At 42.7% G+C, this 26737-nt stretch carries 31 protein-coding genes and 1 pseudogene; 4 read left to right on the top strand and 28 right to left on the bottom strand.

Annotation, left to right across the window (positions count from 1 at the left end):
- Positions 1–41 precede the first annotated feature (41 nt).
- The 4 genes from CLIN57ABFB40_RS18545 to CLIN57ABFB40_RS18530 all read right to left on the bottom strand — a co-directional run bounded on the left by CLIN57ABFB40_RS18545 (position 42) and on the right by CLIN57ABFB40_RS18530 (position 5042).
- A complete protein-coding gene (locus CLIN57ABFB40_RS18545; protein ID WP_175631432.1) occupies positions 42–1052 on the bottom strand; it encodes an aldo/keto reductase in 1011 nt (336 codons plus the stop codon).
- A gap of 214 nt (positions 1053–1266) precedes the next feature.
- Positions 1267–2754, bottom strand: a complete 1488-nt coding sequence (locus tag CLIN57ABFB40_RS18540) for an MBOAT family O-acyltransferase (protein WP_175631431.1) — start codon at positions 2752–2754, stop codon at positions 1267–1269.
- Positions 2741–3658, bottom strand: a complete 918-nt coding sequence (locus CLIN57ABFB40_RS18535) for an SGNH/GDSL hydrolase family protein (RefSeq protein ID WP_175631430.1) — start codon at positions 3656–3658, stop codon at positions 2741–2743. Before CLIN57ABFB40_RS18535 ends, CLIN57ABFB40_RS18540 begins: the two co-directional genes overlap by 14 nt.
- Entirely contained in the window at positions 3645–5042 is a 1398-nt protein-coding gene (locus CLIN57ABFB40_RS18530; RefSeq protein ID WP_175631429.1) for an SGNH/GDSL hydrolase family protein, read from the bottom strand. Before CLIN57ABFB40_RS18530 ends, CLIN57ABFB40_RS18535 begins: the two co-directional genes overlap by 14 nt.
- Positions 5043–5558: 516 nt before the next feature.
- On the opposite strand from CLIN57ABFB40_RS18530, the gene CLIN57ABFB40_RS18525 reads away from it, so the two are divergent.
- Genes CLIN57ABFB40_RS18525 through CLIN57ABFB40_RS18515 form a run of 3 tightly spaced genes read left to right on the top strand, consistent with a single transcriptional unit; the run spans position 5559 to position 6660 of the window.
- Positions 5559–5894 (top strand): hypothetical protein, encoded by a 336-nt coding sequence (locus CLIN57ABFB40_RS18525; RefSeq protein WP_175631428.1) that lies wholly within the window; start codon positions 5559–5561, stop codon positions 5892–5894.
- 12 nt (positions 5895–5906) lie between these two features.
- Positions 5907–6269, top strand: a complete 363-nt coding sequence (locus CLIN57ABFB40_RS18520) for a hypothetical protein (RefSeq protein ID WP_175631427.1) — start codon at positions 5907–5909, stop codon at positions 6267–6269.
- Positions 6270–6321: 52 nt separating this feature from the next.
- Positions 6322–6660, top strand: a complete 339-nt coding sequence (locus CLIN57ABFB40_RS18515) for a hypothetical protein (protein ID WP_175631426.1) — start codon at positions 6322–6324, stop codon at positions 6658–6660.
- Between the two features lie 114 nt (positions 6661–6774).
- Here the strand turns inward: CLIN57ABFB40_RS18515 and CLIN57ABFB40_RS18510 are convergent, their stop codons facing one another.
- The 7 genes and pseudogenes from CLIN57ABFB40_RS18510 to CLIN57ABFB40_RS18480 all read right to left on the bottom strand — a co-directional run bounded on the left by CLIN57ABFB40_RS18510 (position 6775) and on the right by CLIN57ABFB40_RS18480 (position 15231).
- On the bottom strand, positions 6775–7068 hold the full coding sequence (locus CLIN57ABFB40_RS18510; protein ID WP_175631425.1) for a PG0541 family transporter-associated protein: 294 nt from the start codon (positions 7066–7068) through the stop codon (positions 6775–6777).
- A gap of 15 nt (positions 7069–7083) precedes the next feature.
- On the bottom strand, positions 7084–10242 hold the full coding sequence (locus CLIN57ABFB40_RS18505; protein ID WP_175631424.1) for an efflux RND transporter permease subunit: 3159 nt from the start codon (positions 10240–10242) through the stop codon (positions 7084–7086).
- A 30-nt stretch (positions 10243–10272) separates the two neighbouring features.
- Positions 10273–11289, bottom strand: a complete 1017-nt coding sequence (locus tag CLIN57ABFB40_RS18500; protein ID WP_175631423.1) for an efflux RND transporter periplasmic adaptor subunit — start codon at positions 11287–11289, stop codon at positions 10273–10275.
- A 33-nt stretch (positions 11290–11322) separates the two neighbouring features.
- Entirely contained in the window at positions 11323–12669 is a 1347-nt protein-coding gene (locus tag CLIN57ABFB40_RS18495; RefSeq protein ID WP_175631422.1) for a TolC family protein, read from the bottom strand.
- A gap of 45 nt (positions 12670–12714) precedes the next feature.
- The gene (locus CLIN57ABFB40_RS18490; protein ID WP_175631421.1) at positions 12715–13371 is read right to left on the bottom strand and encodes a TetR/AcrR family transcriptional regulator; all 657 of its coding nucleotides are present in this window, start codon (positions 13369–13371) and stop codon (positions 12715–12717) included.
- Between the two features lie 320 nt (positions 13372–13691).
- Positions 13692–14486, bottom strand: a pseudogene (locus CLIN57ABFB40_RS18485) (urocanate hydratase); the annotation flags it as partial.
- 103 nt (positions 14487–14589) lie between these two features.
- Complete coding sequence (locus CLIN57ABFB40_RS18480; protein ID WP_175631420.1) at positions 14590–15231, bottom strand: DUF6563 family protein; 642 nt, start codon at positions 15229–15231, stop codon at positions 14590–14592.
- A gap of 295 nt (positions 15232–15526) precedes the next feature.
- Between CLIN57ABFB40_RS18480 and CLIN57ABFB40_RS18475 the strand changes: the two genes are divergently transcribed.
- Positions 15527–17353 (top strand): MutS family DNA mismatch repair protein, encoded by a 1827-nt coding sequence (locus CLIN57ABFB40_RS18475; RefSeq protein WP_175631419.1) that lies wholly within the window; start codon positions 15527–15529, stop codon positions 17351–17353.
- A gap of 52 nt (positions 17354–17405) precedes the next feature.
- Here the strand turns inward: CLIN57ABFB40_RS18475 and CLIN57ABFB40_RS18470 are convergent, their stop codons facing one another.
- From CLIN57ABFB40_RS18470 to rpsH, 17 genes are all read right to left on the bottom strand, one after another.
- Positions 17406–17948 carry a hypothetical protein gene (locus tag CLIN57ABFB40_RS18470; protein ID WP_175631418.1) on the bottom strand — a complete coding sequence of 181 codons (543 nt, stop codon included), beginning with the start codon at positions 17946–17948 and terminating at the stop codon, positions 17406–17408.
- Between the two features lie 105 nt (positions 17949–18053).
- Positions 18054–18449, bottom strand: a complete 396-nt coding sequence (locus tag CLIN57ABFB40_RS18465; protein ID WP_175631417.1) for a hypothetical protein — start codon at positions 18447–18449, stop codon at positions 18054–18056.
- A gap of 149 nt (positions 18450–18598) precedes the next feature.
- Positions 18599–19102, bottom strand: a complete 504-nt coding sequence (gene rplQ, locus CLIN57ABFB40_RS18460; RefSeq protein WP_024988114.1) for a 50S ribosomal protein L17 — start codon at positions 19100–19102, stop codon at positions 18599–18601.
- 3 nt (positions 19103–19105) lie between these two features.
- Positions 19106–20098 carry a DNA-directed RNA polymerase subunit alpha gene (locus CLIN57ABFB40_RS18455; RefSeq protein ID WP_004296325.1) on the bottom strand — a complete coding sequence of 331 codons (993 nt, stop codon included), beginning with the start codon at positions 20096–20098 and terminating at the stop codon, positions 19106–19108.
- An 11-nt stretch (positions 20099–20109) separates the two neighbouring features.
- Positions 20110–20715 carry a 30S ribosomal protein S4 gene (gene rpsD, locus CLIN57ABFB40_RS18450; RefSeq protein ID WP_004296326.1) on the bottom strand — a complete coding sequence of 202 codons (606 nt, stop codon included), beginning with the start codon at positions 20713–20715 and terminating at the stop codon, positions 20110–20112.
- Between the two features lie 117 nt (positions 20716–20832).
- On the bottom strand, positions 20833–21222 hold the full coding sequence (gene rpsK / locus CLIN57ABFB40_RS18445; RefSeq protein ID WP_004296327.1) for a 30S ribosomal protein S11: 390 nt from the start codon (positions 21220–21222) through the stop codon (positions 20833–20835).
- Between the two features lie 11 nt (positions 21223–21233).
- Positions 21234–21614, bottom strand: coding sequence for a 30S ribosomal protein S13 (gene rpsM, locus CLIN57ABFB40_RS18440; protein ID WP_004296328.1), 381 nt, complete (start codon positions 21612–21614; stop codon positions 21234–21236).
- A 33-nt stretch (positions 21615–21647) separates the two neighbouring features.
- Positions 21648–21764: a type B 50S ribosomal protein L36 gene (ykgO, locus tag CLIN57ABFB40_RS18435; RefSeq protein WP_002558051.1), complete on the bottom strand. Its 117-nt coding sequence runs from the start codon at positions 21762–21764 to the stop codon at positions 21648–21650.
- Positions 21765–21772: 8 nt separating this feature from the next.
- On the bottom strand, positions 21773–21991 hold the full coding sequence (gene infA / locus CLIN57ABFB40_RS18430) for a translation initiation factor IF-1 (protein WP_002558052.1): 219 nt from the start codon (positions 21989–21991) through the stop codon (positions 21773–21775).
- Between the two features lies 1 nt (position 21992).
- Positions 21993–22790: a type I methionyl aminopeptidase gene (gene map / locus CLIN57ABFB40_RS18425; protein WP_175631416.1), complete on the bottom strand. Its 798-nt coding sequence runs from the start codon at positions 22788–22790 to the stop codon at positions 21993–21995.
- 15 nt (positions 22791–22805) lie between these two features.
- The gene (gene secY / locus CLIN57ABFB40_RS18420; RefSeq protein ID WP_175631415.1) at positions 22806–24146 is read right to left on the bottom strand and encodes a preprotein translocase subunit SecY; all 1341 of its coding nucleotides are present in this window, start codon (positions 24144–24146) and stop codon (positions 22806–22808) included.
- Between the two features lie 4 nt (positions 24147–24150).
- Entirely contained in the window at positions 24151–24597 is a 447-nt protein-coding gene (gene rplO, locus CLIN57ABFB40_RS18415) for a 50S ribosomal protein L15 (RefSeq protein ID WP_175631414.1), read from the bottom strand.
- 32 nt (positions 24598–24629) lie between these two features.
- A complete protein-coding gene (gene rpmD, locus CLIN57ABFB40_RS18410) occupies positions 24630–24806 on the bottom strand; it encodes a 50S ribosomal protein L30 (RefSeq protein ID WP_004296332.1) in 177 nt (58 codons plus the stop codon).
- 9 nt (positions 24807–24815) lie between these two features.
- The gene (gene rpsE / locus CLIN57ABFB40_RS18405) at positions 24816–25334 is read right to left on the bottom strand and encodes a 30S ribosomal protein S5 (RefSeq protein ID WP_004296333.1); all 519 of its coding nucleotides are present in this window, start codon (positions 25332–25334) and stop codon (positions 24816–24818) included.
- A gap of 5 nt (positions 25335–25339) precedes the next feature.
- Positions 25340–25684, bottom strand: a complete 345-nt coding sequence (gene rplR, locus CLIN57ABFB40_RS18400; RefSeq protein ID WP_024988108.1) for a 50S ribosomal protein L18 — start codon at positions 25682–25684, stop codon at positions 25340–25342.
- A gap of 21 nt (positions 25685–25705) precedes the next feature.
- Positions 25706–26275 (bottom strand): 50S ribosomal protein L6, encoded by a 570-nt coding sequence (gene rplF, locus CLIN57ABFB40_RS18395; RefSeq protein ID WP_175631413.1) that lies wholly within the window; start codon positions 26273–26275, stop codon positions 25706–25708.
- Positions 26276–26290: 15 nt separating this feature from the next.
- Positions 26291–26686 (bottom strand): 30S ribosomal protein S8, encoded by a 396-nt coding sequence (rpsH, locus tag CLIN57ABFB40_RS18390; protein ID WP_024988107.1) that lies wholly within the window; start codon positions 26684–26686, stop codon positions 26291–26293.
- Positions 26687–26737: the final 51 nt, after the last annotated feature.

The following is a 26737-nucleotide window of genomic DNA, read 5'->3' as shown; positions in this document are numbered from 1 at the left end:
GATATTTTGCTAAATACGTAGTCGAGCCAATAAAAAACTTTTTAAGCTATGCCCAACAATACTTGTTCTATCGCTGTCAGTTCTTCAACAGTAAAGTCTAAGTGTTCCAATGCTTTGAGATTGTCTGCCAACTGATTCACGGAACTTGCCCCCACTATCACCGATGTCATCCTTTTATCTCTCAGCACCCATGCCAGTGCCATTTCTGCTAATGTCTGTCCACGACGACGGGCTATTTCATTTAACTGCCGGGCAGCTTCTATCTTTTCGGGAGTAACTTGCGAACGCTGAAGGAAACCGGAAGAGCGTGCGGCGCGCGAGCCTTCAGGGATACCGTTCAAATATTTGTCAGTCAGCAAGCCTTGCGCCAAAGGGGAAAAGGCGATAAAGCCGGAACCGAACTCTGCAGCCAAAGGAAGAGTTTCGGCTTCCACCGCACGGTCGAACATGCTGTAACGGTATTGGCTGATAAGACAAGGTACACCTACTTTTGCCATCATTTCGTAGGCAATGCGCGCTTGTTCGGGGGGATACTTGGATATTCCGATATAGAGGGCTTTGCCTTGCTTTACTATATCAATCAATGTTTGAATCGTTTCTTCTACCGGAGTTACTCCGTCATAACGATGGCTATAAAAAATATCGAAATACTCCAATCCTGTGCGACGGAGACTCTGGTCGATACTTGCCATCAGATTTTTGCGGGAACTATTGCCGCCATAAGGTCCCGCCCACATTTCATGTCCGGCTTTGGAAGAGATAATCATTTCATCCCGATAACCTTGGAAATTCTCTTTCATAATACGTCCGAAATTGGTTTCCGCACTTCCGGGAGCAGGACCGTAGTTATTTGCCAAATCGAAATGGGTGATACCATGGTCGAAAGCATACTTTATCATATCAGTTGCCACGGTGAAGTCGTCCACACTACCGAAGTTGTGCCACAATCCTAAAGAAATAAGAGGTAACTGCAAGCCGCTCTTGCCGCAATATTTATACTGCATACGGTCATAACGGTCGGTTGCCGACTGATAAGTGAATGAATTATCCATATGATTAACGATTTCTTTTTTTCTTTTACAAAGAAAGAAAAAATATGCCAGATAGCATCCCTACTAATCAATAAAATGGCTCGATTATCCTACATTAACCAATCACTCATCTAGAGGAAGTTTTTGTTTCTCGGTGTGAAACTTTTTGTTCCAAGCAGCCGGAAACTAAGGTCCCCGGCAATGAAGCAAATGATTAGCCTATATGAAAGAAAGTTTAGAACTGGAAGTAAATAAACGGCTGAATCTCCGAACTTTTCATCTGGATAACTACATAAATCAGAACGACCATCATCAGCGCTTTCCCCACAAACGGCATACGGATGACGCCCCGGCATACCGCATTCTCCCAACTATCGGGTGCAAAATGAAGCAGGAAACCGAGCAGCATCAATGCAAAGACTTTCCAATAACCTTCCAGCAATTGCGGGAATAGCTGAGGACGGAAAGTGGTGAATATCTGTTTCAACATATCCATCGAGTTTTGGAAATCGGCATTGCGGAAGAATATCCAGCAGAAACATACGAAATGAAAAGAGATAATCACTCCGAATATACGACGCCAACCGTGGCTTTGCTCGCCTTTCTTGCGCCCGGTGATTGTCATCCACATTTTGTGCAATGCCAAAGCAACACCGTGGAAGGTTCCCCACAGTACAAAATTCCAGGATGCTCCGTGCCATAATCCGCCCAAAAACATAGTGATTATCAGATTCAGGTATTGACGGAACTTTCCTTTCCGGTTTCCACCTAAGGATATGTATAAATAGTCTTTCAGCCAACTGGACAGGGAGATGTGCCACCGACGCCAAAATTCGGTAATGGAAGCGGACTTATAAGGAGAATTAAAGTTCAGGTTGAAATGGAACCCCAGCAGCAAAGCGATACCGATAGCCATGTCACTATATCCGGAGAAGTCGCAGTAAATCTGCAAAGCATATCCGTAAAGCCCCATCAGGTTCTCAACTCCCGAATAGAGAGTGGGATTGTCAAAGATACGCTCTACAAAGTTGACACTGATATAGTCGGAGATTATCGCTTTCTTGAACAAGCCGGAGAGAATCAGGAAAATTCCCCGTCCGAACATCTCCTGCGAGACAAAGAGCGGTTTTCGTATCTGCGGGATAAAGTCGCGGGCACGAACGATAGGGCCTGCCACCAACTGCGGGAAGAAAGATACATAGAAAGCATAATCCAGCAGGTTCGTCAGAGGTTTTATATCTTTCCGGTAGACGTCGATGGTGTAGCTCAGGGACTGGAAAGTAAAGAAGGAGATACCGACCGGCAGGAAGATGTCGAGTGCCGTGAACTCCCCTCCCATCAAGGACGCAATGACTCCGCCCAGGAAATTGGTATATTTGAAATAGGCAAGAAGCCCCAAATTGACACTTAAGCTCAGAGCCACCAATCCCTTACGTTTCCAATAGCCTTCGGCACGAGCCATGAGTTGCGCCAGGAAGAAGTCGCAAACGGTGACGAGGGCGAGCAGAAAGAAATAAGTGCCGCTACTCTTGTAGTAGAAGTAATAGGAAAAGAGGGTGACAAACAAGATACGGGCAGTATATTTGTGCTGTAACAACACGTACACAACCATAAAAGCAGCAAACAGCCAAAGAAAGATACCACTGCTGAATATCATCGGTGCTTGCGGGTCGTAAGTAAATACCTCTTTTAGTCTGCTGAAATCTATATCAATGGGAAACATAATCGTTATATGCTTTGATGATGGCTTGGTATAATAAATTTCCTTGAAGGATATATCCTTCGGGTAGATAATGTACATGATCGGGACGCATCAATTTGGCTTCCGTCCAATTGGTGCAGGCGCGACGCTTGCCTCCGACTACATCGTACATATCCCATACCAGCAGGCGGTTATTTTTAGCATAGCGGCGGATTGTCTCTGCGGCTGTCGCCGTGCGGGGATTAATGGCATAGGTACGTCTGCGCCTTCTTTGCCGGAAACTTTCATACGAGCCCGGCGGAGTCGTGAAAAGAATAGGCACATTGGGGAGACTGTCGCGCAGGAGTTTGACAAGTTCGTCCATCTGGTTGTAATGTACGTTGATACTGTAACGCCGGTTATGGCTTTCGTTCGTCCCGAAAGAAAGAATCAGCAGCTCGGGTTTCAAGGCTGCGATTTCGGCGATACGGTCGGGATGGGTAAAGGTGAGACAGGTAGCTCCGTTCACCCCTTTGTCAATGTAGGAGACAGCCCCGAAGGTCTCGGTCAGGCGGGCTCCGGTAGTCTGCGGATAAATATGCCCGCGCACGTGGCTGTCGCCGATATGAACGATGCGGACTGTATCTTCGGACAATCCGGCATGCACTTGGCGGATATGTTCGAAGACAGGAGCCAACAAGGCAATGCTGTCGATAATCTCATTCCGTCCGGTTTCGCGGAAAACTGTCGGAAAGAAGACTTGTGCAGAGATGGTATCATTCGCCCAGGTCATTTCACGCAAGGGTTTGATTTTCTTTAAAGTCTTGCCTAACGGCGGACAGGCAGGAATACGGTCTTGTGCTGTTATCTTTAAAAGAAAACAGGGAGCAGTCAGGATTCCCGCCAATATAAGTATAAAGACAGGCAGCAGGTTATTCTTTCTCATAGGCTTTTCTCCTGTCATATTGTTCTTTACCGTATATCAATGTTTCATAAAGCAGTCCTGCCAGGTGCTTGCCGCCCCGGAAGTTTATATGCGTATAGTCGTAGTTTGCCATGGACGGTTTGGCATGAACCAGTTTCGCCATGCTGCCATCACCGCCCATTGCCTCGAACATATTCCAAAAGGCGATACCGCTTTCGGCGGCAATGTTCTGCTGATAACGAATCAGATTCTTGACCCCCGGCATGGTGCGAAGGTCGCCGTTCTCGTTTTTGTAGTCACGGTCGCCGACACTCAACAGCAGGATTCCGGCTTGCGGAAAGCATGTTTTCAGATGTTCGATGGCTGCCAGCAGTCCTTTTTGGTAGTTATCGTAATTGCGTCCTCGTTCGGTAGCGACGTTCAACCCGTATTCGAGAATAATCAAGTCGTAGGGGCGTTGGCGGTTAAACTCTTTCAGCATTTGTTGCGGGATGCCGCGCAGGGAAAGTCCGGAACTTCCACGTAATGAGAAGTTATCAAGAATGATACCTTGCTTTCCATCCATTGCCAATCCGTAGAAGAGCGTGGAGTCGGCACGGTCTACCGTCCAGCGGATAGAGCCGATACGTCCGTCTACTTGCACTTCCTGCAGACTTTTGGAAGGCGCCAATACGTAACTCCTGCTGTCTCCTCTGTTCACACGGGCGGAGAGATGAACGGAAGCTTTATTATAAAAGAAGATAGAGGCACGCTGGCAGGTATCGAGCAGCGAAGCGTATTTGTTCTGCCCGCGCAACTCTACATAAGCTCCGTTTCGGGGAACGAAATAATGACCGGAGATGCCTTGTTTCTTCCTGTCGAAATAAACACTGTCCGTCACTGCGTGACTTGACCATCCGCTGAACATATGCCGCACCGTAGGACGATAGCCGCTTGTCATGGAAGTGATGGTGACAAAACCTACTCCGCAACCACCGAATCTTTTTTGGAGCATCTCCCGCAGGTCGGCGGTAAAGATGTCCGCTTCGATAAAGGAGTCACCGAATACGGCAATACGCACTAAGTTGTCACCGGAACCGGAAGTCCCGGAAGAAACACGGTCGAGGGCTTCATAAAAGGGAGCCATTCCACGGTAGGTAGAATCGCTGTAATCTTCAATGCAGGTCATACCCGCACGGCAGGTATCTACAAACTCCGGTTTCACGACGGGCGGCAGAGGGATGCTGTCCGAATCGGCTGCGGCGGTATCCGCGTCCGGATAGCGGAGGTCGCTCAAAAGGTCGACACGCCGCATGGTGTGTCCGTCGACGGTGATGGCAGGCAGCCAATGAAGCCCGAGCAAAGCGGCAAATACCGTCAGCACAAGCCACAAGGAATATGTCAGATAGTTCTTGATTATCTTCATCTTATCTAAAAATAGGAATAGGGGATGCAAACTTAGATAAAAATGACGAAAATGCCGAACGAAAAGGAATAAAAGTCAGCAAAAGATATGGTTGATACGCATTTGCAGAAGTCAATCACGTTGCCGACGAAAGATGCTACCGCTTGCCCGGAAAGAGGGATTACGGTATCGCTTCCAAATACATCTCTTTAAGATTCAGAATAACTTTCGAGAACCTCTCCAACAGGTTCACGCCCATCAGCATAGCCATACTCAACGTATTCGCTCCCAATTCTTACTGATGATTGTTCAGCAGTTCTCCCGTATGAACGAAAGGAACAGACAGGCTAAAAGGATAAGTTCCTTTGCCATCTTATCAGGTGTTTTAGTGTGAAGCTAAGGACAAAGCTAATGAAAAAGAGTTCGTCTCAGTTTATATCAACCTTCCCCCTAAAATAACAAAAGAAAAACTTGCTAATCTACAATATTTTACATAATATTGTAATCGTCCAAGTCGCACACCCAAACAATACTCTTATGAAAGCACGAATCAAACCGGGCACGCTTGTCCTTATCCTCTCAGAGCCGCTCACGGTCTTAATGCGCACCGGGAACGACTACTTGTCCTTCTTCTCTTTTGCTGCTATCTATACAACTAACGTTATTTATCACATTGACAAGCATTTGGAGTTTCCATCCGTTTCCCGCAATGGACACGACCGTATCCATGCATGGAAACAGTCGTATCAACGTATGGAAACGAGTGTGTCAATGTATGGAAACGGTCGTGTCAATGCAACGACACAGACGTTTCGCATAAAGCAACCAACCGTTTCCTATATAGGTAATGATTGCAATATTATCACACTATAAAAACCAATTCCTATGAAACTACTGAAAGAAAACAGAACAGACGCGGCGATTCTCTTGCTGCTCGCAGTTTGGGGAGTATATGAAATACTCGCGGAGACATTTGTGTATGACAGATTCGTCTCTATCGCCATTTGTATGATGTTGGTGTGGCTGTTTCCCATGTGTTGCCGGACTACAAAACCGGAAGACTCCGGCTTCAGATACAAAGCCATGCAATATGCGCTGACGTTTGCACTGACGCTGCCTTGCGCCCTTAAGATTACGGAAGTACTGCGCGGACACGCGCTACCCGCCGACAATATCAAACTTGTTTTCATAAGTATCTTTGTGCAGAGCGCCTGTTTCCTGCTCTTCAAGTACAAGGCAAAGAGGTAACAGGTGAAAAAACAAGTATTCTATCAGTCATTCATCCATAAACAACACTTTTATGAATCCACTCATCAAGTTAACCCTATTCGCAACCATTCTCTTAGGGCTGCTCACAGTCTTGACGTGTACTGAGAACGATACATGGTTCACCTTCTCTTTTGCCGCCATTTGTACTACAAGCGGCGTGTTCCTCGGGCAGCTAATCAAACAGCCCGGCACGATTTCCCCGAATGTGCTATGGAAACTATGCGGAATGTTTGTGTTTGCCATAGCCGTCTCCGTCTGTATGCATCTCCTGATTGATGATTATGCAATCAAAGTGTCATGTATCGCTTTGACAAATCTGATACTGGCTTTAGCCACCTTATCATATATGCTATATTTCAGGAAACGGTAAACCGAAGCAACTCACCGAGCAAAAGGCTAACAAACGACAGAAGTGCCCCTCAAAAGTCGAATACAAGACTTTTGAGGGGCACTTCTCATCTCCACCGGACGAAGAACTATCCCGTTAAATCGTCCGTTCGATACCCCATACAAAGGCGCGCAAGCCTAACTGTTCGGTCTCCAAGTCCATCTGGTGCAGCGCGTCCAGCAACGGGTCCACCTTCGTATCCTCCACCACCGTGATGATGGCGGAACACATACTGGGCCATGCGTGGCTGCCGTAATGCGGTTCGCCTGTCTTGGAGCCGCGTCCCTGCACCTTATCCAAATACGTAAATCCACGGCAACCCATACGGTCGAGCAATGCTATGATGCGCTCGTAATAAGCCTGGTCGAATGTTATTAATATAGATTTCATTGCGTTTCGTTCTATTTATTTCTTAATGATTTCATCTTTATGCAGTTGGAAGTACTCGTTCATCTCGCGTGCCTGCTTAATCTTGCGGCGTTGGCGGCGAACTCCCACACTACCGAAGATGCAGTACATCACCGGTACGTAAATCAACGTCAGGATGGTAGAGACTGCCAGACCACCGATTACGGAAATCGCCATCGGACTCCACATCTCCGCTCCCTGTCCCGTGCTGACTGCCATCGGAATCATACCGAGAATGGTCGTGGCAGTGGTCATCAATACCGGACGCAAGCGGCTCTTGCCCGCCGTCACCACCGCATTAAGGATGGACTGCCCGCGCTCACGGCAGAGGATGGTGTAGTCGATAAGCACAATACCGTTTTTCACCACGATACCAATCAGCATGATACCTCCCAACAGACTCATCACACTCAATGTAGTATTAGTGATAAACAATGCCATCAAAATACCACTCAGTGCAAAGAATACGGAAAGAATCAGAATGAACGGATAAGTCAGTGACTCAAACTGTGCTGCCATCACGATAAATACGAGAATTACAATCAGAATCCCCAATGTTCCCAAGTCGCGGAACGAATCCTGCTGGTCTTCGTAAGAACCGGAAATCTGTATCGTCACGTCGCCCGGCAAATCCATCTTGTCGATAATCTTATTGCCGGCAGCCACCACGTCGCCCAACGGAACACCCGAGATAACGGCGGAAACGGTCACAATACGTTCGCGGTCTTTACGCTCGATGGTGGGCGGGGCGAAACGTTCGACAACCGTTCCCACATCTTTCACGCGCACCGCCTGTCCCTGTGAATTATAGATAAGGATGTTTTCGATGCTTTCCAGGCTGGTACGGTATTCGGGAGCGTAACGCACCTTGATGTCGTACTCGTCGCCGTCCTCACGATATTTGGAAGCTACGGAACCGTTGATACGGTTGCGCAGGAAGGTACCTGCCGTAGAGAGATTCAATCCGTGCATTGCCAACTTCTCGCGGTCGAAGTCCACCTGGTATTCGGGCTGGTAGTCGCTACGGCTGATATTGACTTCGGTCACTCCCTTCACATTGAGCAGCTCGCGTTTAAGGCATGCCGACACGCTATCGGTCAGCTCCATGTCGTATCCGTAAACCTCGAAGTCGGCGCTTGCCTGGGCAGACATACCCGTGTTACTACCACCAAGAATCACCTGTGCCTTGCTGAATTCAGGATATGCCTTGAGGTCGTCGCGCATTTCGTCACAGACAGTTTCCAACGTCACATCGCGGTCGCCCGGGTCGACAAGGCTGATGTTGAAGGAGATGATATGCGAACCGTTGTCCTGCATAGACGCCCATGTATTATCGGAGTCTGCCTGACCTACTGTATAGTTGCACACTTTCATGATGCCTTTATACTTCGTGCGCCACTGTTCGGTCAGTTTCGCCGAAAGTTCTTGGGCAATCTCCTTGCGCGTACCGATGGGCAACTCTAACTTCACCGCAATACGGGCGTTGTCCTGTGCGGGGAAGAACTCCGTACCGATGCCTTTAGCACACAACAGACTGAGGAGGAAAAAGGCGATACATCCGGAGATAACCGTCCAGCGATGGCGAACCGCCCAGTTGAGCATCCTTGCATACCAGGTGTCGAGTCCGTCGAGCGTCTTCTCAATCGGAGTAAAGAAGAGCTTGAAGGCTTTCGACTGCTTCTTCTGCAAACGGAGCAACTGCGAACAGAGCATCGGCGTGAGCGACAGTGCCGAAACGGTAGAGATGAACATGATAGCACACATCATCCAACCCAACTGTTTGAAAAGCACACCCGACATACCGCTTACCATCGTCAAGGGGAAGAACACGGCAATCATCGTAAGCGTAGAAGCGACTACAGAGATTGCCACCTCGTTCGTACCGTGCACTGCCGCCTGTTTGGGGTCGGAGCCACGCTCGATATGGGTCGTCACGTTTTCGAGCACCACAATCGCATCGTCCACCACCATACCGATAGCAATAGAAAGTGATGAAAGCGAAATAATATTAATCGTATTCCCACTAATCGCCAGGTAAATGAACGAGGCAATCAACGAAAGCGGGATGGTGATACAGATAATCAGCGTTGCGCGCCAGCGTCCCAAGAAGAGGAACACGACGATTACCACGAAGAGCAGGGCATACATGACGGTTTCGGTCAAACTGTCGATGGTGTTGAGGATGTTGTCGGACGTATCGACGATGACACCGATTTTCACGTCGCTCGGCAGGTTCTTCTGAAGCCTCGGCAATGCGTCCGCCACTTTCTTGGAGATTTCCACCGAATTGGCGCCCGCCTGCTTCTGCACGATAATCATGGCACCCTTCACACCGTTGTTATAGGTCTCCTGTGCACGCTCTTCCACAGAGTCGACGATGCGGGCGACATCGCGCAAAAAGACATTCGCCCCATTATACGTACCTACCACTACGTCTGCCAACTGGCGGGAGTCGTCGAACTCGCCTTCTACACGCAACGCGTAGGTTTCACTACCGATATCGAAGTTACCACCAGGGATGTTCCTGTTCTCGGCACCGATAATGGAACTGATGGTTTCGATGGTCAGGTGATAGGCTTCCAGTTTGTTAGGGTCGCAATACACCTGAATCTCACGCTGCGGCGCACCACTGATAGACACGGTTCCGACTCCCGGAATACGTGCCAGCGGGTTTACCACACGGTCGTCCAATATCTTATAAAGCGCAGACTGGCTCTCGTTCGCCTGTACGGAAAGCAGCACGATGGGAATCATGTCCGTACTGAATTTGAAGATAATCGGATTCTCGACATCATCGGGAAGCTGCGAGCTTACCATGTCGAGTTTGTCACGCACATCATTGGTCAGAACATCAATATCGTTACCAAACTCGAACTCCAATGTAATCAATGACATATTCTCGGAAGAACGAGAGGTAATATGTTTCAGGTTACTCACCGCATTCAAGGTATTTTCGAGCGGACGAGTTACATTATTTTCTATATCCGAAGCACTTGCACCGGGATAAGCGGTCATTACCATAATCGTATTCGTATCAATGTCCGGATACAAGTCGATAGGTAATTTGGACAAAGAGAAAAGACCAAAAATCACCACTGCCAGGAAGCAGAGCGAGGTCATAATCGGTTTCTTAACCGCACCTTCGTATAAACTCATGTTTAATAGGTTTTATATCACATTATAAACTTATTTCTCAACTTCTACTTCCACACCGTTCACCAAACGTGACTGGCCGGCAACTACAACCTGAGAATTATCGGGCACACCGGATTTCAGTTCGTATTCCGAGCCCATACGTCTACCTAACTCTACCTTATTATAAGATACTTTACCATCTTTATAAACAAACACGTAACGGTCGCCGGAACCTGCCTGCTTCACGATAGCCAAATCGGGAACAACCACATTGTCGGCCGTACCGAAATTCAACGTCGCCCGAGCAAACATTCCCGGACGCACACGCTGGTCTCTGTTGTCGAGTCTGATTTCTACCTGGAATGTACGGGTAGCTGCGTCTATCGTAGGATAAACCAGATTGATGGTCCCCTTGAATACTTCATCACCATACACATCCAGTTTCACATCTACCGGCGCACCTTTTTTCACTTTGGTGAAATAGGTTTCGGATACGTTAATCAAAAGTTTCACCGGAGTGATCTGTTCTACGACCAATACAGGTGTTCCACCACTGTACATGTCGCCATTGTCATAGTTGCGCGCAGTAACTACACCGTTAATCGGGCTCAGCAGAAAGGTGTTTTCCAACAGATTATTATAAGCAGTCCGTTTTACATCGAGCTGCATCTTCGAAGCATCCCACTCGGATTTGGAAGCACCGCCTACTTTATATAATTCGTTAATACGGTTGAATTCTATTTCCTGATTGTCGAGTTGCAACTTTGTCTGGTCGAGGTTGGCCGCATCCATCTGCACTAATTTCTGTCCTTTTGATACACGGTCGCCCACTTCTACAAAGATACGGTCGATACGCACAGGAGACGAAGGAGCGATGTTGTTTTTCACTTCCGCTTCTACGGTCGCTGTATAATCCTGTATCTGGTCTACGGGGCGAGCTTTTACATCTGCCAGTTTCACGATGGGTTTTGCGTCCACGTGTTCCACAGTAGCTTTGTCTTTTCCACCTGTACATGAGCCCATAAACACAGTTAACAGCAGGGCTACTAATTGGATACTTTTTTTCATATTCCTTAGTTGTAATTTTTTAGTTGTCTATCTTTATTCTTTTCCCAAAACCTGGTCGAGGTCTGCCTTAGCAACCAGATAATCATATATTGACTGATTGTAAGTGAGCTGGGCTTGCGTCAGTGATACCTGAGAACTGTTTAGTTCGAGCACCGTACCCTTACCTACATCATAGCGTTTTTCGGCTATCACCACCGCTTTCTTAGCCTGCAGCACGTTCTCTTTGTTGCTGACTACCTGTTCTGTACTGGCAGCCATATTGTTGCGGCAACTTACAATCTGCATATTCAACTGTCTTTCCGTGTCTATACGGTTCCAGTCGAGCTGACGCATCTGAATACGGGCGGATTTTATTTTCGTAAAGTTACTTGCCTTATACAAGGGGATGCTTAGGTTGAACATCAAGTTCGAACTGTTGCTCCAGCTATAATCGAAGAAATTGATATTCGGATTATACAAGGATTGGTATTTGTAGGAGAAGCTCATCGAAAGCGTCGGCATAAAGTTGGTTTTCAAAGACTTTACATTCTTTTCCAACAACTTCATATTCAGGTCTAACTGCTTCATAGTGGTATTGTTGTTCAGATTTACGTCCTCTTCCTTCAACTGGTTGGCAAACATCTCCATCTCGTACTTAGTCAGACTGTCGTTAATCTTAATCTCCACATCGGCTGTTATGCCCATCAGCACTTTGAGCTGCAACTTAGCCAAAGTCACTGCGTTGGCTGCCGCAATCAGGTTCGGTTTGATGCTGCGCATCTGCACTTCCGCACTGATTTTATCATATTCGCTCACAGTCCCCTGCTGATACTTGGCATTGACTACATTGTAATTGTCCTCTGCCAGTTTGTAGCTTCCCTGAAGCACTTCGTAGCTGTCTTGGGCAAGCATCAACTGATAGTAGGCTTTACTTACCTGATTCACCAAATCCAGTTTGGAAGCGCGCGACTTCTCTACCGCAAGTTCAATGTCTGTCTTTGTCATTGACATAGCGCGATACACGCCTGGCACAAACAGAGGCAGATTTATGCTCAATCCGGCATTGGCGGTGTTCGTACCGTCCTGTCCCATCTTGAACGACATATCATTCAATTTCATCTCGGCTGCCTTAATCGTGTGGTCCACAGACCCGGCGATGCTGGCTTCGGGCAACAGACTTTGCCATGCTTCTTTGCCGGCTACTTTCTTCAAAGCAATTTCTTCTGCCGCCACTTTCATTGTCGGATTCTCATCCAAGGCAATTTCTAAGGCTTTGTCTAAGGTTAAGGTTAGCGTATTCCCCGCTACCTGAGTCTCCTGAGCTTTCGCAAAGCCAAACGCACAGACTACCACAGCCATCAGAAGAATCTTCTTACCTGTCGGTCTTTTCATTTTGTTCATAAAACTGGTTTCTAATTAAATCTTTAATTGTTTGTCAACTGAACCTCATTCTTCCTTTTCTTCAATGCGGTTCTTACGATATTCTTGTATAAAGTCTTCCAATACCTTGGCTCCTTTCTCTGTGGAGATGCCGCGAATATAAGTAAACATGATAGACTCGTACACTTCTATAAAAGGATATTCATTGCAAATGTCCGTATTCAGCAGCACATCAAACTGCTCGCGCACCAACATGTTGACAATAGCAAAATTCACATCCGGACGAAAAATACCTTGATCGACTCCTACCTTAAAGAAGGACATCGTTTTCTCTGAATCACTGTCCTGACGGGCTCTCATCATCTCATGTACCCTCGGATATTTCTTGATGTCTTCAAAAAAGCGTTTATTTGTTTGATGAAACATTTCAATGCTTTTCTGGAACACGGCAAGTATAACCTCAAGCACGTTGTGCGACTCCTCATATACCTGCTGCAAATATTTGTCCCTGTCTCCCTGAGCCTTCAATATGCATTCTTTCAACAATGATTCTTTATCCGAAAAGACTTCGTAAAGGGTACGTTTGGATATGCCCAATGCTGCCGCAATATCGTCCATTGTAATACTCTTGATACCTTTCGTTCTGAAAGCTTCCATTGCCGCCACTACAATCCGTTCTCTCAAGTCTGCTCTTTGGGAAACGTCTTTTCCATGTTCTGTCATCGTTCGTTCTTCTTTATTGTTTTAATGCAGTTTTTGTTTTATCTTCATTTACAGAGGAAAAACGGAACAAAGATAAATAGAAAACTCTATTTGCAAATCAAGTTTCCATGTATTTATGGTCCATTTGAGAATTATTATCATTCAACAGACCGATATGAAAACAAGTGTTAAGAGGAAAAACGGAACAAATACACGGCAAAGATAGGAAGTAAAAGAATATGGAGTAAAATTTTATCGCTGTTAGAAGGGTTCTGACCGATAAATGCCGGATAAATGCCGATAAAATCGACACTTACCCGGCAATAACAGTCACCCTAGATTATAATGGAAGCAGCTCCGGCTATCTCGGCCGCTTTAGGTTGGGCTCCGCTCATTCCACCCAAACCGGAAGATACAAACAAATGTCCCCGCAAATCTTTATCTTGCGGTATGCCGAGTTTCAGACGTCCGGCATTGAGCAGTGTATTAAATGTACCATGAACGATTCCTTGAGGGCCGATATACATTCAACCGCCGGCTGTCATCTGACCGTAATTGGCAACTCCCATCTGGGCGGCAATATGCCAGTCGTGCTGATTGTCGAATTGCCCTATCATCATGGAGTTGGTTATTATAACGCGGGGAGCGTCGGGGCGGGAGCGGAAAAGTCCTAAAGGATGACCGGATTCAATCACCAGGGTTTGTTCTTGGCTCAGTTCTTCCAGATATTGTTTTATCAAACGATATTGCATCCAATTCTGACAGACTTGACCGGTTTCTCCGTATGTGACAAGTTCGTAGGGATACAAAGCTATATCAAAGCTGAGATTATTGTCAATCATCACTTGAAAAGCTTTGCCTTCCAGACATCGACCACGATACTCGTCTACTGGCTTTGCTTTCAAATCGCCCTCAGGACGAAAACGGTATCCATAAATCCGTCCGCGAGTATGCAGTTCTTCCATAAATTCGAAAGCCAACTATTCATGCCATTCAGAGGGGATATAACGCAAAGCGTTTTTTAGTGCTGTAACTGTCTGAACCGGAGTAAGTGTATAACCGCGGTCAGGAGCTCTCCGGATACCTTTTACAAAACCCGGATAAGCTGGGAGTGCGTTGTCATAATAAAACAGAATTAAGGATTACAAACTGTAAGTAATACAGCCGTACGACTCTTCGCAAGATAGAAAAAAAGAAGAGAAAAGACAAGAGAAACTTTTTTTTCTTGTCAGAAAGTTATTATTTCTGTTTATCCCGCAATTCCAGCAAATATTTAAAAGTATGCTTCGCTTCAGGACTGTCATCTTTTAAATAGGCCTGCTTCAGTTCGGGGTGTTTCTTCAATAGTTCAAGCATCTTGTCTTTATCCAGGAATTCAATCTTTCCTGTCTCAGCATTCAGCTCATAGCAGACGCGTTTTGTGACCAAGCTTGAAGCCGCAAGGACATCACCGATATTTCCACCCAGTTTGACATCATCTTCTTCTACGAAATTTCCGCCGACAACCGAGCCTAAGGGCATGGCGCAGAAATAGATTTTTTTATCTAATTGGACAGCCGGAGCATACCAAGCCCCAAAACGTAATCTCTTATATCGTAACTTACGACAATTCAAATATAAATCTCCTTTTTCATCGCGCACAGCAAAACTACGTTTTTTTAATCTTCGCCCCATAGACTCATCATTACCGGCAGTTATCCGATAATCAGCTCCGCCTGTCAACACTATCTGATTTCGGGAACGCTTTTCTATCCGCAACACAGCAATGGTATCGCCATCCTGAGCAAGCAACTCTTTCAGGTTGGAATAAATAATGTTCTGCGCACTTATCGGAAGGCTAATTACGCCCATCAACAACAATAAGACACATCCTTTCTTCATAAGCCATCCTCCTTTCCTGTTTAAACGCATTTTAGTGTGGAAAGTTATAAATTTTAGCGGATAAATGCAAGGGGAAATACAGAAATATCAAAAAAGGAACTGGAAACCAATTATTTGCTTCCCTAATGTCGTTACTCTACATGTGTTATCATAAAAGACATCCAGATAATTATTGTTGAATCTATATTTCAATAACCGTCCGTTAATAAACGGTAAATCTGCTTCTGACTGAAACAAGCTCTTATCACGACCGCTATGAATTATATTACCTTTGCGAAAAAGTATTGAATTTATCATGGAAAAACTGGAACAGATTATCTCTAGATATCAACAAATTATTCAGAAAGCAGAACTGGAGTTACAAAATACCCGGAAACGTATTTATTACATCAGCCTCTTACGGTTGATTTTGTTTATTGGCGCCATAGCGGGCGCTATTGTCTTTTGGTCTGACGGGTGGCTGTATATTTCCGTATTTGCTATCCTGCCTTTTATCTTATTTATCTGGCTGGTAAAACGACACAACTTCTGGTTTCATCAGAAGGATTTTCTGAAAAAGAAAATAGTAATCAATGAACAGGAATTGAGAGCTATTCAATATGATTTCTCTGATTTTGAGGATGGTGAGGAATATATCGATCCCAGACATCTCTATACATTTGATTTGGACATATTCGGTGAACATTCTCTTTTCCAATATATCAATCGTACGTCAACACCTGTCGGCAAACAACATCTTGCCAACTGGTTCAATACTCATCTGAAAAAAAAGGAAGCCATTGAACAACGCCAGGAAGCTATCCGAGAGTTATCAACCGAACTGGAATATCGACAACAAATCCGCTTACTCGGATTACTATATAAAGGAAAGCCTGCCGATACTGCCGAAATTAAGAAATGGGCCGACAGTCCGAGTTACTACCGGAAACATGCATTATTACGTATCATCCCGACAACGGTAAGTATTGTCAATCTCGTATGTATAAGTCTTACTTTTTTAGATATTTTACCTGCCAGCGCTGCTGGCGGAGTGTTTATAAGTTTTGTAGTATTCAGCTCTATTTTCTCCAAAGGAATCACGAAACTACAAACAACTTATGGTGAAAAACTGCAAATTCTTTCTACATATGCCGACCAGATTCTTCTTACGGAAAAAAAGGAGATGCGCAGTCCTGTCTTGCAACAACTAAAAGCGGAACTTACCAATCAGAATGAAACTGCTTCTCAAGCAGTTCGCCAGCTTTCCAAATTAATGAATGCACTAGACCAACGAAACAATTTACTAATGAGTACTTTTCTCAATGGACTTATATTTTGGGAATTACGCCAAGTGATGAGAATCGAGCAATGGAAAGAAATGCATGCTGACAACCTTCCCCGCTGGATAGAAACAATTGGAGAAATAGATGCTTACTGTTCTCTGGCAACATTTGCATACAATCATCCCGAATATATTTATCCAGAGATTTGCTCTCAATCTTTCCAACTGCAAGCCGAAGCGCTCGGTCATCCTTTAATGGACCGTAACAAATGTGTACGCAATGGAATAAACATCGACAAACGTCCTTTCTTCATTATTATCACTGGAGCGAATATGGCTGGCAAAAGTACTTACTTACGTACCATAGGGGTGAATTATCTTTTAGCATGCATAGGCGCTCCTGTTTGGGCAAACCGGATGAAGATATATCCGGCACGACTTGTGACCAGTCTGCGCACCAGTGATTCTCTAACTGATAACGAATCTTATTTCTTTGCTGAGCTGAAACGGCTAAAACTAATCATAGATAAACTAGAAGTAGGAGAAGAACTTTTTATCATCCTTGACGAAATTCTGAAAGGTACAAACTCCATAGACAAGCAAAAAGGTTCTTTTGCCCTCATCAAGCAATTTATGAATATGAATACCAATGGTATTATCGCTACCCACGACATTTTACTGGGAACTTTAATAGAATCTTTCCCACAGAATATCTGCAACTACTGTTTCGAAGCAGATATTACGAATAATGAACTCACTTTCTCTTATCAAATGAGAGACGGAGTCGCCCAAAACATGAATGCCTGCTTCTTGATGAAAAAAATGGGGATAGCCGTTGTCAACGACTTCCCCCCATCTTAATGTATGAAAATTAAAGTTATGTTCTACATCTTATCAGTTTTGTTTGCTTTTATCAGCTTTGTTTGCTTTTTGTAAGAAAAGCTACGACTGCTGAAGCTCCATCATTTGTAAAATACTGCACGGACGTGATCGGTTGATAATTATAAGGTACAAATTGGAACAACTGAACGGCTGCAAACTTCTTATCTTCAGAAAGTATCACATCCATACGAATATTACCGCTTGACTCGCTTTTAATAGCCGAACCGGCAGAGAATGAGCCCGAATTTACTATGTTAGTCAAAGAGTCCATATACTTCAAATCAAAGAAGATGCTATGTTCTTTTGTTACGCTTCCGGTAGGTAAATAAACAACCTCCTTGGATTTCCAGAAAAGGCGAAAAATTCCTATAAGAAACAGTCCGGTTCCAAAAACCATTAATGCCATACTAATAGTAGAAGACCTGTCTTCCAGCTCAAAGGTAGAACCAAATGCAAAAATACCGACCAATAACATTACAGAAGAGATTAGAACTCCGGAGATACTTGTACGTTTAGCGATATCGGGATGTGAAGATGCAAATATAGTAGCATCAATAACTTGAGTAGTTGCCATAATATTTAAAGTTTAATTTATTAGTAAAAATATAAAGATATGAAGGACTACCAGCATACGTATTACACTAGTAATCATAGAAGAAAAAGACCAATAAATAAACGGCTAAATAATAATATGCCTTAAAGTAAATACATAATATTCACTCGAAGGTTGGCAATAATAGGAAGTTGTAGTGTCATAAATCCGCCCCCAATGTTGTGAGAGAGAGTTATCACGTTCAGCGCAACATTGTAGCAGATTCTTCAATGTAGTGAAGTATTCCCCAAGCTGCACACGCTGGATACGTGTCACAGACATTTGGTGACTTTGTAAATTTGTTAATTCAGCCACAGGCGAACAAGGAAACTCAGGAACACTGATCTGTCCGTGTTGTTTCACAGAATATGTAATAGTATTCTCTGTCTGTTCCACCGGTTCTTCGATGAAAACATTGCCTGCGATCCCATGAAGGGTAACTACCAGCAACAGAAACAATATTACCTTTACAAATTTTGCCATATTCTTCTACAAATATAACAGATTCTATTTATGAAAAGTTCATTCAGGATATCTTTTAATTTATCTTAGGATTAGTAAACAAGCCCCTAACAAAAAAGGCTATTCCCATATGGAATAGCCTTTTTATATCTATAAGAATAATTGTTGAATTATTCTGCAGATTCTGCTTTTGGTTCTTCAGCTTTCGAAGTCTCAGTTGCAGGTGCTTCAACAGCAGCAGGAGCAGCTTCGGCACTCTTCTTGGAACGACGAGTACGAGTTGCTTTCTTAGCAACTTTTTCTTTTGCCATGTTTTCATTGTAGTCAACCAACTCGATGAAGCACATTTCAGCGTTATCACCCAAACGGTTACCAGTCTTAATGATACGGGTATAACCACCTGGACGATCAGCAATCTTAACAGAAATTTCCTTGAACAATTCCGTTACTGCAATCTTATCTTGCAAATTGCTAAATACAACACGACGAGAATTCGTAGTGTCTTCTTTAGACTTAGTAATCAAAGGCTCAACAAACTTCTTCAAAGCTTTTGCCTTTGCAACAGTCGTAGTGATTCTTTTGTGCTTGATCAAAGAACAAGCCATGTTAGATAACATAGCACTTCTATGAGAAGCAGTACGACCTAAATGATTGAATTTTTTATTATGTCTCATTTTTTATTCTTTATCTAATTTATATTTAGAAATATCGGTTCCAAACGACAGATTCAGACTTTCCAGCAAATCATCAAGCTCGGTAAGCGATTTCTTTCCGAAGTTTCTGAATTTCAGCAGGTCAGTTTTGTTGAACTGTACCAAGTCACCAAGTGTTTCTACATCGGCAGCCTTCAAGCAATTGAGGGCACGAACTGACAAGTCCATATCAACAAGCTTAGTCTTCAACAACTGACGCATATGCAATACTTCTTCATCAAACTCTTCATTGCCGTCAGTATCATTACTTTCAAGCGTGATCTTCTCGTCAGAGAACAACATGAAATGATAAATCAGAATTTTTGCAGCTTCTTTCAGCGCTTCTTTCGGATGTATAGAACCGTCGGTACTAATTTCAAGCACTAGCTTTTCGTAGTCAGTCTTCTGTTCTACACGGAAGTTTTCTACAGCATACTTGACATTACGTATCGGTGTATAAATAGAGTCGATTGGAATTACATTAACGTCCGTGCAATACTCGCGATTTTCATCAGCAGGCACATAACCACGTCCTTTGTTAATTGTAATATCAATCTGCATAGTTGACTTAGAATCTAAATGACAAATAACTAATTCCGGATTTAACACTTCAAATCCAGTCAAATACTTACCTATGTCACCTGCTTTAAATTCACTGGAATTCTCGACAGTGATGCTCACTTTTTCGCTCTCGAACTCTTCAACTACTTGCTTGAATCTCACTTGTTTCAGATTCAAGATAATGTTGGTAACATCCTCTTTTACTCCAGGTACACTAGAAAATTCATGCTCCACACCGTCGATTCTGATGGTAGTGATAGCAAAACCCTCTAATGAAGAAAGAAGGATACGGCGTAATGCATTACCTACAGTAATACCAAAACCCGGTTCCAACGGACGGAATTCGAATTTACCGAATCTAGAGTCCGCCTCCAACATTAATACTTTATCAGGTTTTTGAAATGCTAATATCGCCATGAAATTAATTATTATTTAGAATACAATTCAACGATCAAATGTTCTTTAATGTTCTCAGGAATGTCTGCTCTTTCAGGTATGTGCAACATTTTACCAACCTTTGAAGCTTCATCCCATTCCAACCAAGCATATTTGCTATGATTGAAACCTGCGAGAGAATTAGCAATTACTTCCAAAGATTTAGATCTCTCACGAACACCAATCAATTGACCTGGTTTTACTGCAAATGAAGGAATATTTACCACTTCACCATCAACAGTAATGTGCTTGTGACTAACCAACTGACGAGCAGCAGCACGTGTAGGAGCAATACCCAAACGGAATACTACGTTGTCAAGACGGCCTTCCAGCAATTGAAGGAGTACCTCACCAGTAATACCTTTAGCAGTAGCTGCTTTTTCAAACAAATTGCGGAATTGTTTTTCTAAAACTCCATAGGTGTATTTAGCTTTCTGCTTTTCACGAAGTTGCACACCGTATTCAGAAGTTTTTCTTTTTCTTGAATTACCATGTTGTCCGGGAGGATAGTTCTTCTTTGACAAAACTTTATCAGCTCCAAAGATTCCTTCACCGAATTTACGGGCGATTCTTGATTTTGGTCCAGTATATCTAGCCATTTCTTTTAAATATTTAATTGTTTATTCATGAACTCAATTTGTTGCAGCCGCGATTACAGAGAGAAATTAATGTAATCCATAAACAAAATCAAGATCATTGTGTAAGTTAAAGGTAAATTAAACTCTACGTCTTTTCGGAGGACGACAACCATTATGTGGAAGCGGAGTCACGTCAATGATTTCAGTAACTTCGATACCAGCACCGTGGATAGTTCTAATAGCAGACTCACGTCCGTTACCTGGACCCTTCACATATGCTTTTACCTTTCTCAGGCCAAGATCGAATGCAATCTTTGCACAATCCTGGGCAGCCATCTGAGCTGCATAAGGAGTATTCTTTTTAGAACCTCTAAATCCCATTTTACCAGCAGACGACCAAGAAATAATCTGCCCTTCACTGTTTGCAAGAGAAACAATAATATTGTTGAAAGATGAATGAACATGCAACTGTCCATTAGCGTCTACTTTCACATTTCTCTTTTTAGCTGCAACTGTTTTTTTTGCCATATCAACAATTATTATTTAGTAGCTTTTTTCTTATTAGCAACGGTTTTCTTTCTACCCTTACGAGTACGTGCATTGTTCTTTGTGCTCTGACCTCTTACAGGCAGACCAATACGGTGACGTACACCACGATAGCAACCAATATCCATTAATCGCTTAATGTTCAATTGGATTTCGGAACGAAGATCACCTTCTACTTTATACTCTGCACCGATAATCTCACGAATCTTAGCAGCTTGATCATCTGTCCAGTCTTTAACCTTCAGATCTTTGTCTACACCAGCTTTATCTAAAATTTTTGCTGAACTACTGCGACCTATTCCATATACATAGGTCAACGCAATTTCACCTCTTTTATTCTGAGGCAAATCTACACCAACTATTCTTATAGCCATATACTAAATTATTTTTTTTGCAAAAATAACAAATTATCCTTGACGTTGTTTATACTTAGGATTTTTCTTGTTAATAACATACAAACGGCCATTACGTCTAACGATCTTACATTCTGGCGTGCGTTTCTTTAATGATGCTCTTACTTTCATATCTTATTTTATTTATATCTAAACACAATTCTTCCTTTCGATAAGTCGTAAGGAGACATTTCGACTCTCACTTTATCTCCTGGCAGGATCTTAATGTAATGCATCCGCATCTTGCCCGAAATATGTGCAGTAATCTCATGTCCGTTTTCTAATTCAACACGAAACATTGCATTTGACAATGCTTCAACTATAACTCCATCTTGTTCTATTGCAGATTGCTTTGCCATATTATATTGCTTTATCTCCTAAAACTTCTTCTATGAATTTGAATGATGACAAAATATCAGCTTCACCAGCACCTACTGCCACCGTATGTTCAAAGTGTGCAGCACATTTACGGTCTTTGGTTCTAACAGTCCATCCGTCACGTTCCATAATCACTTGCCGGTCTCCCAGTGTTATCATCGGCTCTATCGCTATGCAAAGCCCTCTCTTCATCAAAGGGCCATATCCCCTCTTACCATAATTGGGAACCTGAGGGTCTTCATGCATTTCATGACCAATTCCATGACCAACAAACTCACGCACTACACCATAAGAATGAGACTCACAATATTGCTGGATAGCATATCCGACATCCCCGATTCTTTTACCTTGCACTGCATTCTGAATACCAATATATAACGCTTCTTTAGTTACCTTCAACAAATTACGAACTTCTTCGTTCACCTCTCCTACACAAAAAGTATAAGCAGAATCACCACAAAAACCATTCATATATGTTCCACAATCCACAGACACGATATCACCTTCTTTCAGAACAATATCGTTTGGGATTCCATGTACCACCTGCTCATTTACAGAAGTACAGAGGGATGCGGGAAATGGTTCTCCATACTGATTCGGAAATCCTTTGAAAGTCGGAGTTGCTCCGTGATCTCTAATGAACTCTTCAGCAACTTTATCCAACTCACGCGTAGTTACACCGGGCTTCACCAATTTAGCAACCTCTGCCAAAGTCTTTCCGACAAGCAGGTTGCTCTGACGGAGCAATTCTATTTCATCTTCTGTTTTAAGAAATATCATTTCTAATCTAAAGAATTAATATGCCGCTACACCAGCGCGTCCTTTAATACGACCAGACTTCAACAGACCATCATAGTGTCTCATCAACAAATGACTTTCAACCTGTTGTAGCGTATCAAGAACCACACCTACAAGAATTAACAAAGACGTACCACCGAAGAATTGAGCGAAACCGGCTTGTACACCAAATATACCGGCAAAAGCAGGCATAATAGCAACTAAAGCCAAAAAGAAAGAACCAGGTAAAGTAATACGAGACATAATATCATCAATATACTCTGCTGTTTTCTTTCCTGGTTTAATGCCAGGGATGAAACCATTATTTCTCTTCATATCCTCAGCCATCTGAGTCGGATTAATTGTAATTGCAGTATAGAAATACGTAAATAATATAATCATTACCGCAAAGACAAAATTATACCAGAAACTTGTATGATCTGTAAACGCATGCAAGAAACCGCCTGCATTATTTACATTTGAAAAACCGATAAATGTAATAGGTATAAACATGATTGCCTGAGCAAATATGATAGGCATTACACCTGCAGTATTCACTTTCAAAGGAATGTACTGTCTTGCACCACCATATTGTTTGTTACCCACAATTCTCTTAGCATACTGTACGGGAATCTTTCTCACTCCCTGAACTAAAAGAATTGCAGCGCCAATCACTAACAATAAGAATACGATTTCAATTATAAACATAATCAGACCACCACTCTTATTTGCCACTCTTGATACAACTTCCTGTAGTAGAGCATCAGGGAAACGAGCGATAATACCAATTAAAATGATAAATGAAATACCATTACCAATACCTTTATCAGTAATTCTTTCACCAAGCCACAAAATAAACATACTACCTGCTGCCAAAATAATGGTAGAGGTAATCATAAACAGAGTCCAATCTAATGAAGCATTTAAGGAAGGACCAGCCTGCATTTTAAGATTGAGCAAATAAGAAGGCGCCTGAACTAACAATATAGCGATCGTAAGATAACGAGTATATTGATTCATTTTTCTTTTGCCGCTCTCACCCTCACGTTGCAGTTTCTGGAAATACGGCACAGCAATTCCCAACAACTGGATTACAATAGATGCAGAGATATAAGGCATGATTCCTAATGCAAAAATAGAGGCATTAGAAAATGCTCCTCCAGAGAACATATTTAACAAGGCTAAAAGGCCTTCACTTGTTTGTTCGTGCAATTTTGCCAGCATTGCCGGATTAATACCCGGTAATACGACATATGATCCGAAACGGTAAATTGCTACAAACAATATGGTGATGAGGATCCGCTGTCTCAGATCCTCAATCTTCCATATATTCTTTAATGTTTCAATAGCTTTTCTCATTGAATCAGAGTTTTACTACAGTTCCACCAGCAGCTTCAATAGCAGCAGTTGCAGTCTTAGAGAATGCATGAGCTTCTACTTCCAGCTTGTTAGTCAGAGTTCCATTACCCAATACTTTTACCAACTGATTTGAAGAAATAAATCCTGCTTCGACAAAGTCGTTAACACCAACTTTTACCAAAGTCTTAGCTTCAGCTAATTTCTGGATAGTATCCAAGTTGATTGCTTTATATTCTACACGATTGATATTCTTAAAACCAAATTTAGGAACTCGACGTTGAAGAGGCATCTGACCGCCTTCAAAACCGATTTTCTTTGAGTATCCAGATCTTGATTTAGCTCCTTTATGACCTCTTGTAGAAGTACCGCCTAAGCCAGAACCAGCACCACGTCCAATTCTTTTTCTTGTCTTAGTAGATCCCTCTGCAGGTTTTAAATTACTTAAGTTCATATTGTAATTTCGTTTTATTATTCAACAAATAATTACTTAACAATGGCAACCAAGTGTTTTACTTTATCTACCATTCCAAGAATTGAAGGAGTGCTTTCGTGTTCAACCACACGGTTCAGTTTACGAAGCCCCAGTGCATCAAGAGTTCTTTTTTGATCAGCCGGAGCACCAATTCTACTTTTAACTTGTTTGATCTTTATAGTTGACATATCTCCTCCTTATCCTCTAAATACTTTTTCAACACTAATTCCTCTGTTTTGAGCAACCATTCTTGCATCACGCATTTCACTCAAAGCTTCAATTGTGGCTTTAACAAGGTTATGCGGATTTGAAGAACCTTTTGATTTAGCCAAAACATCAGTAACACCAACACTTTCCAATACAGCACGCATAGCACCACCAGCTACAACACCGGTTCCGTGGGATGCTGGTTTGATGAATACTTCAGCACCACCAAATCTAGCTGATTGTTCATGAGGAACAGTACCTTTCAAAATAGGTACTTTCACCAAATTCTTTTTAGCTGACTCAACACCTTTAGCGATAGCAGCTGTTACTTCACCTGCTTTACCAAGTCCCCAACCAATGATTCCTTCTTCGTTACCTACAACAACGATTGCAGAGAAACTAAAAGTTCTACCACCTTTGGTAACTTTAGTAACACGATTAATAGCAACCAATCTATCCTTCAGTTCTATATCGTTAGTAATCTTAACTCTATTATTAACTCCTGCCATAATGATTAAAATTTAAGTCCACCGTTACGAGCAGCATCAGCTACTTCTTTTACTCTCCCATGATACAAGTAACCATTACGGTCAAAAACAACAGTAGTTATACCTGCTTCCTGAGCCTTTTTAGCAATCATTTCACCAACTTTAGCAGCTTGTTCTTTTTTAGCAACTTTTTCAGTCATACCTAAAGAAGAAGCAGCAGCCAATGTCTTACCAGAAAGATCATCGATAATCTGGACATAAATTTGCTTGTTACTTCTAAATACACTCATACGCGGACATTCAGTAGTACCTGAAATCTTATTGCGTACTCTATATTTGATCTTAACTCGTCTTTCTATTTTTGTTGTCATAATAATCTAATTTTATATGATTTACTTAGCGCCGGCTGATTTACCAGACTTTCTACGAATTACTTCGCCAACAAACTTAATACCTTTACCCTTATATGGTTCAGGCTTACGGAAAGAACGTATTTTAGAGCAAACTTGACCAAGCAACTGTTTGTCACACGATTCCAATATAATAAGAGGATTCTTATTTCTTTCAGACTTAGTTTCAACTTTTACCTCAGCAGGCAATTGGATGAAAATATTGTGTGTATAACCTAAAGCCAGTTCAATGATGTTACCTTGGTTAGAAGCACGATAACCTACACCGACAAGTTCCAACTCTTTTTTGTATCCTTCAGATACGCCCACAACCATGTTATGAACCAATGAACGATACAAACCGTGAAAAGCATGTTTCTGCTTCGGATTATCAAGCATTTCTTTATCGTTTTCTGTTAAAGTTACGTGTCCATCTTCAATAGCAACATTGATAGCTGGATTCACATATTGGCTCATTTCGCCTTTGGGTCCCTTTACGGTAACCACATCATCCTTCAGAGTGACTGTCACTCCAGCAGGGATACTAATGGGTAATTTTCCTATTCTTGACATTCTAGTTCCTCCTAATTAATATACATAACATAAGACTTCACCACCGATCTTCAGTTCTGCAGCCTCTTTGTTAGTCATTACACCTTTGGAAGTAGATATTATAGCAATACCCAGCCCATTAATAACACGCGGCATATCTTTATAACCGGTATACTTACGCATACCAGGAGAAGATATTCTTTCTAATTTTTTGATTGCGTTAACTTTGTTAACAGAATCATACTTCAAGGCAACCTTAATAGTTCCTTGTGGTCCATCTTCTACAAACTTATAGTTAAGAATGTAGCCTTTCTCAAAAAGAATCTTAGTGATTTCTTTTTTCAAATTTGAAGCGGGAACTTCAACTACTCTGTGCTTTGCAGCAATTGCGTTCCGCAACCTCGTCAAATAATCTGCTATTGGATCAGTCATATAAAAATAAATTAAATTAATCAGGACTTCCCTGACAATATTTAAACAATA

The sequence above is a fragment of the Bacteroides acidifaciens genome, from assembly GCF_903181435.1.
GTDB lineage: Bacteria > Bacteroidota > Bacteroidia > Bacteroidales > Bacteroidaceae > Bacteroides.
The sequence above is the reverse complement of the archived record's forward strand: the minus strand, read 5'-3'. Positions and strand labels throughout refer to the sequence as shown.

Coding starts and splice junctions, on each gene's coding strand:
- secY (WP_175631415.1), bottom strand. CDS start 24,146: ATGAGAAAAGCTATTGAAACATTAAAGAATATATGGAAGATTGAGGAT.
- CLIN57ABFB40_RS18515 (WP_175631426.1), top strand. CDS start 6,322: ATGAATCCACTCATCAAGTTAACCCTATTCGCAACCATTCTCTTAGGG.
- rpsE (WP_004296333.1), bottom strand. CDS start 25,334: ATGGCAGGAGTTAATAATAGAGTTAAGATTACTAACGATATAGAACTG.
- rplQ (WP_024988114.1), bottom strand. CDS start 19,102: ATGAGACATAATAAAAAATTCAATCATTTAGGTCGTACTGCTTCTCAT.
- CLIN57ABFB40_RS18495 (WP_175631422.1), bottom strand. CDS start 12,669: ATGAACAAAATGAAAAGACCGACAGGTAAGAAGATTCTTCTGATGGCT.
- rplO (WP_175631414.1), bottom strand. CDS start 24,597: ATGAACTTAAGTAATTTAAAACCTGCAGAGGGATCTACTAAGACAAGA.
- rplR (WP_024988108.1), bottom strand. CDS start 25,684: ATGACAACAAAAATAGAAAGACGAGTTAAGATCAAATATAGAGTACGC.
- CLIN57ABFB40_RS18470 (WP_175631418.1), bottom strand. CDS start 17,948: ATGGCAACTACTCAAGTTATTGATGCTACTATATTTGCATCTTCACAT.
- CLIN57ABFB40_RS18505 (WP_175631424.1), bottom strand. CDS start 10,242: ATGAGTTTATACGAAGGTGCGGTTAAGAAACCGATTATGACCTCGCTC.
- CLIN57ABFB40_RS18480 (WP_175631420.1), bottom strand. CDS start 15,231: ATGAAGAAAGGATGTGTCTTATTGTTGTTGATGGGCGTAATTAGCCTT.
- CLIN57ABFB40_RS18490 (WP_175631421.1), bottom strand. CDS start 13,371: ATGACAGAACATGGAAAAGACGTTTCCCAAAGAGCAGACTTGAGAGAA.
- CLIN57ABFB40_RS18520 (WP_175631427.1), top strand. CDS start 5,907: ATGAAACTACTGAAAGAAAACAGAACAGACGCGGCGATTCTCTTGCTG.
- rpsM (WP_004296328.1), bottom strand. CDS start 21,614: ATGGCTATAAGAATAGTTGGTGTAGATTTGCCTCAGAATAAAAGAGGT.
- CLIN57ABFB40_RS18535 (WP_175631430.1), bottom strand. CDS start 3,658: ATGAGAAAGAATAACCTGCTGCCTGTCTTTATACTTATATTGGCGGGA.
- CLIN57ABFB40_RS18510 (WP_175631425.1), bottom strand. CDS start 7,068: ATGAAATCTATATTAATAACATTCGACCAGGCTTATTACGAGCGCATC.
- CLIN57ABFB40_RS18500 (WP_175631423.1), bottom strand. CDS start 11,289: ATGAAAAAAAGTATCCAATTAGTAGCCCTGCTGTTAACTGTGTTTATG.
- rpsD (WP_004296326.1), bottom strand. CDS start 20,715: ATGGCTAGATATACTGGACCAAAATCAAGAATCGCCCGTAAATTCGGT.
- ykgO (WP_002558051.1), bottom strand. CDS start 21,764: ATGAAAGTAAGAGCATCATTAAAGAAACGCACGCCAGAATGTAAGATC.
- map (WP_175631416.1), bottom strand. CDS start 22,790: ATGATATTTCTTAAAACAGAAGATGAAATAGAATTGCTCCGTCAGAGC.
- CLIN57ABFB40_RS18475 (WP_175631419.1), top strand. CDS start 15,527: ATGGAAAAACTGGAACAGATTATCTCTAGATATCAACAAATTATTCAG.
- infA (WP_002558052.1), bottom strand. CDS start 21,991: ATGGCAAAGCAATCTGCAATAGAACAAGATGGAGTTATAGTTGAAGCA.
- rpsH (WP_024988107.1), bottom strand. CDS start 26,686: ATGACTGATCCAATAGCAGATTATTTGACGAGGTTGCGGAACGCAATT.
- CLIN57ABFB40_RS18540 (WP_175631431.1), bottom strand. CDS start 2,754: ATGTTTCCCATTGATATAGATTTCAGCAGACTAAAAGAGGTATTTACT.
- CLIN57ABFB40_RS18545 (WP_175631432.1), bottom strand. CDS start 1,052: ATGGATAATTCATTCACTTATCAGTCGGCAACCGACCGTTATGACCGT.
- CLIN57ABFB40_RS18465 (WP_175631417.1), bottom strand. CDS start 18,449: ATGGCAAAATTTGTAAAGGTAATATTGTTTCTGTTGCTGGTAGTTACC.
- CLIN57ABFB40_RS18530 (WP_175631429.1), bottom strand. CDS start 5,042: ATGAAGATAATCAAGAACTATCTGACATATTCCTTGTGGCTTGTGCTG.
- rpmD (WP_004296332.1), bottom strand. CDS start 24,806: ATGTCAACTATAAAGATCAAACAAGTTAAAAGTAGAATTGGTGCTCCG.
- rpsK (WP_004296327.1), bottom strand. CDS start 21,222: ATGGCAAAAAAAACAGTTGCAGCTAAAAAGAGAAATGTGAAAGTAGAC.
- CLIN57ABFB40_RS18455 (WP_004296325.1), bottom strand. CDS start 20,098: ATGGCGATATTAGCATTTCAAAAACCTGATAAAGTATTAATGTTGGAG.
- rplF (WP_175631413.1), bottom strand. CDS start 26,275: ATGTCAAGAATAGGAAAATTACCCATTAGTATCCCTGCTGGAGTGACA.
- CLIN57ABFB40_RS18525 (WP_175631428.1), top strand. CDS start 5,559: ATGAAAGCACGAATCAAACCGGGCACGCTTGTCCTTATCCTCTCAGAG.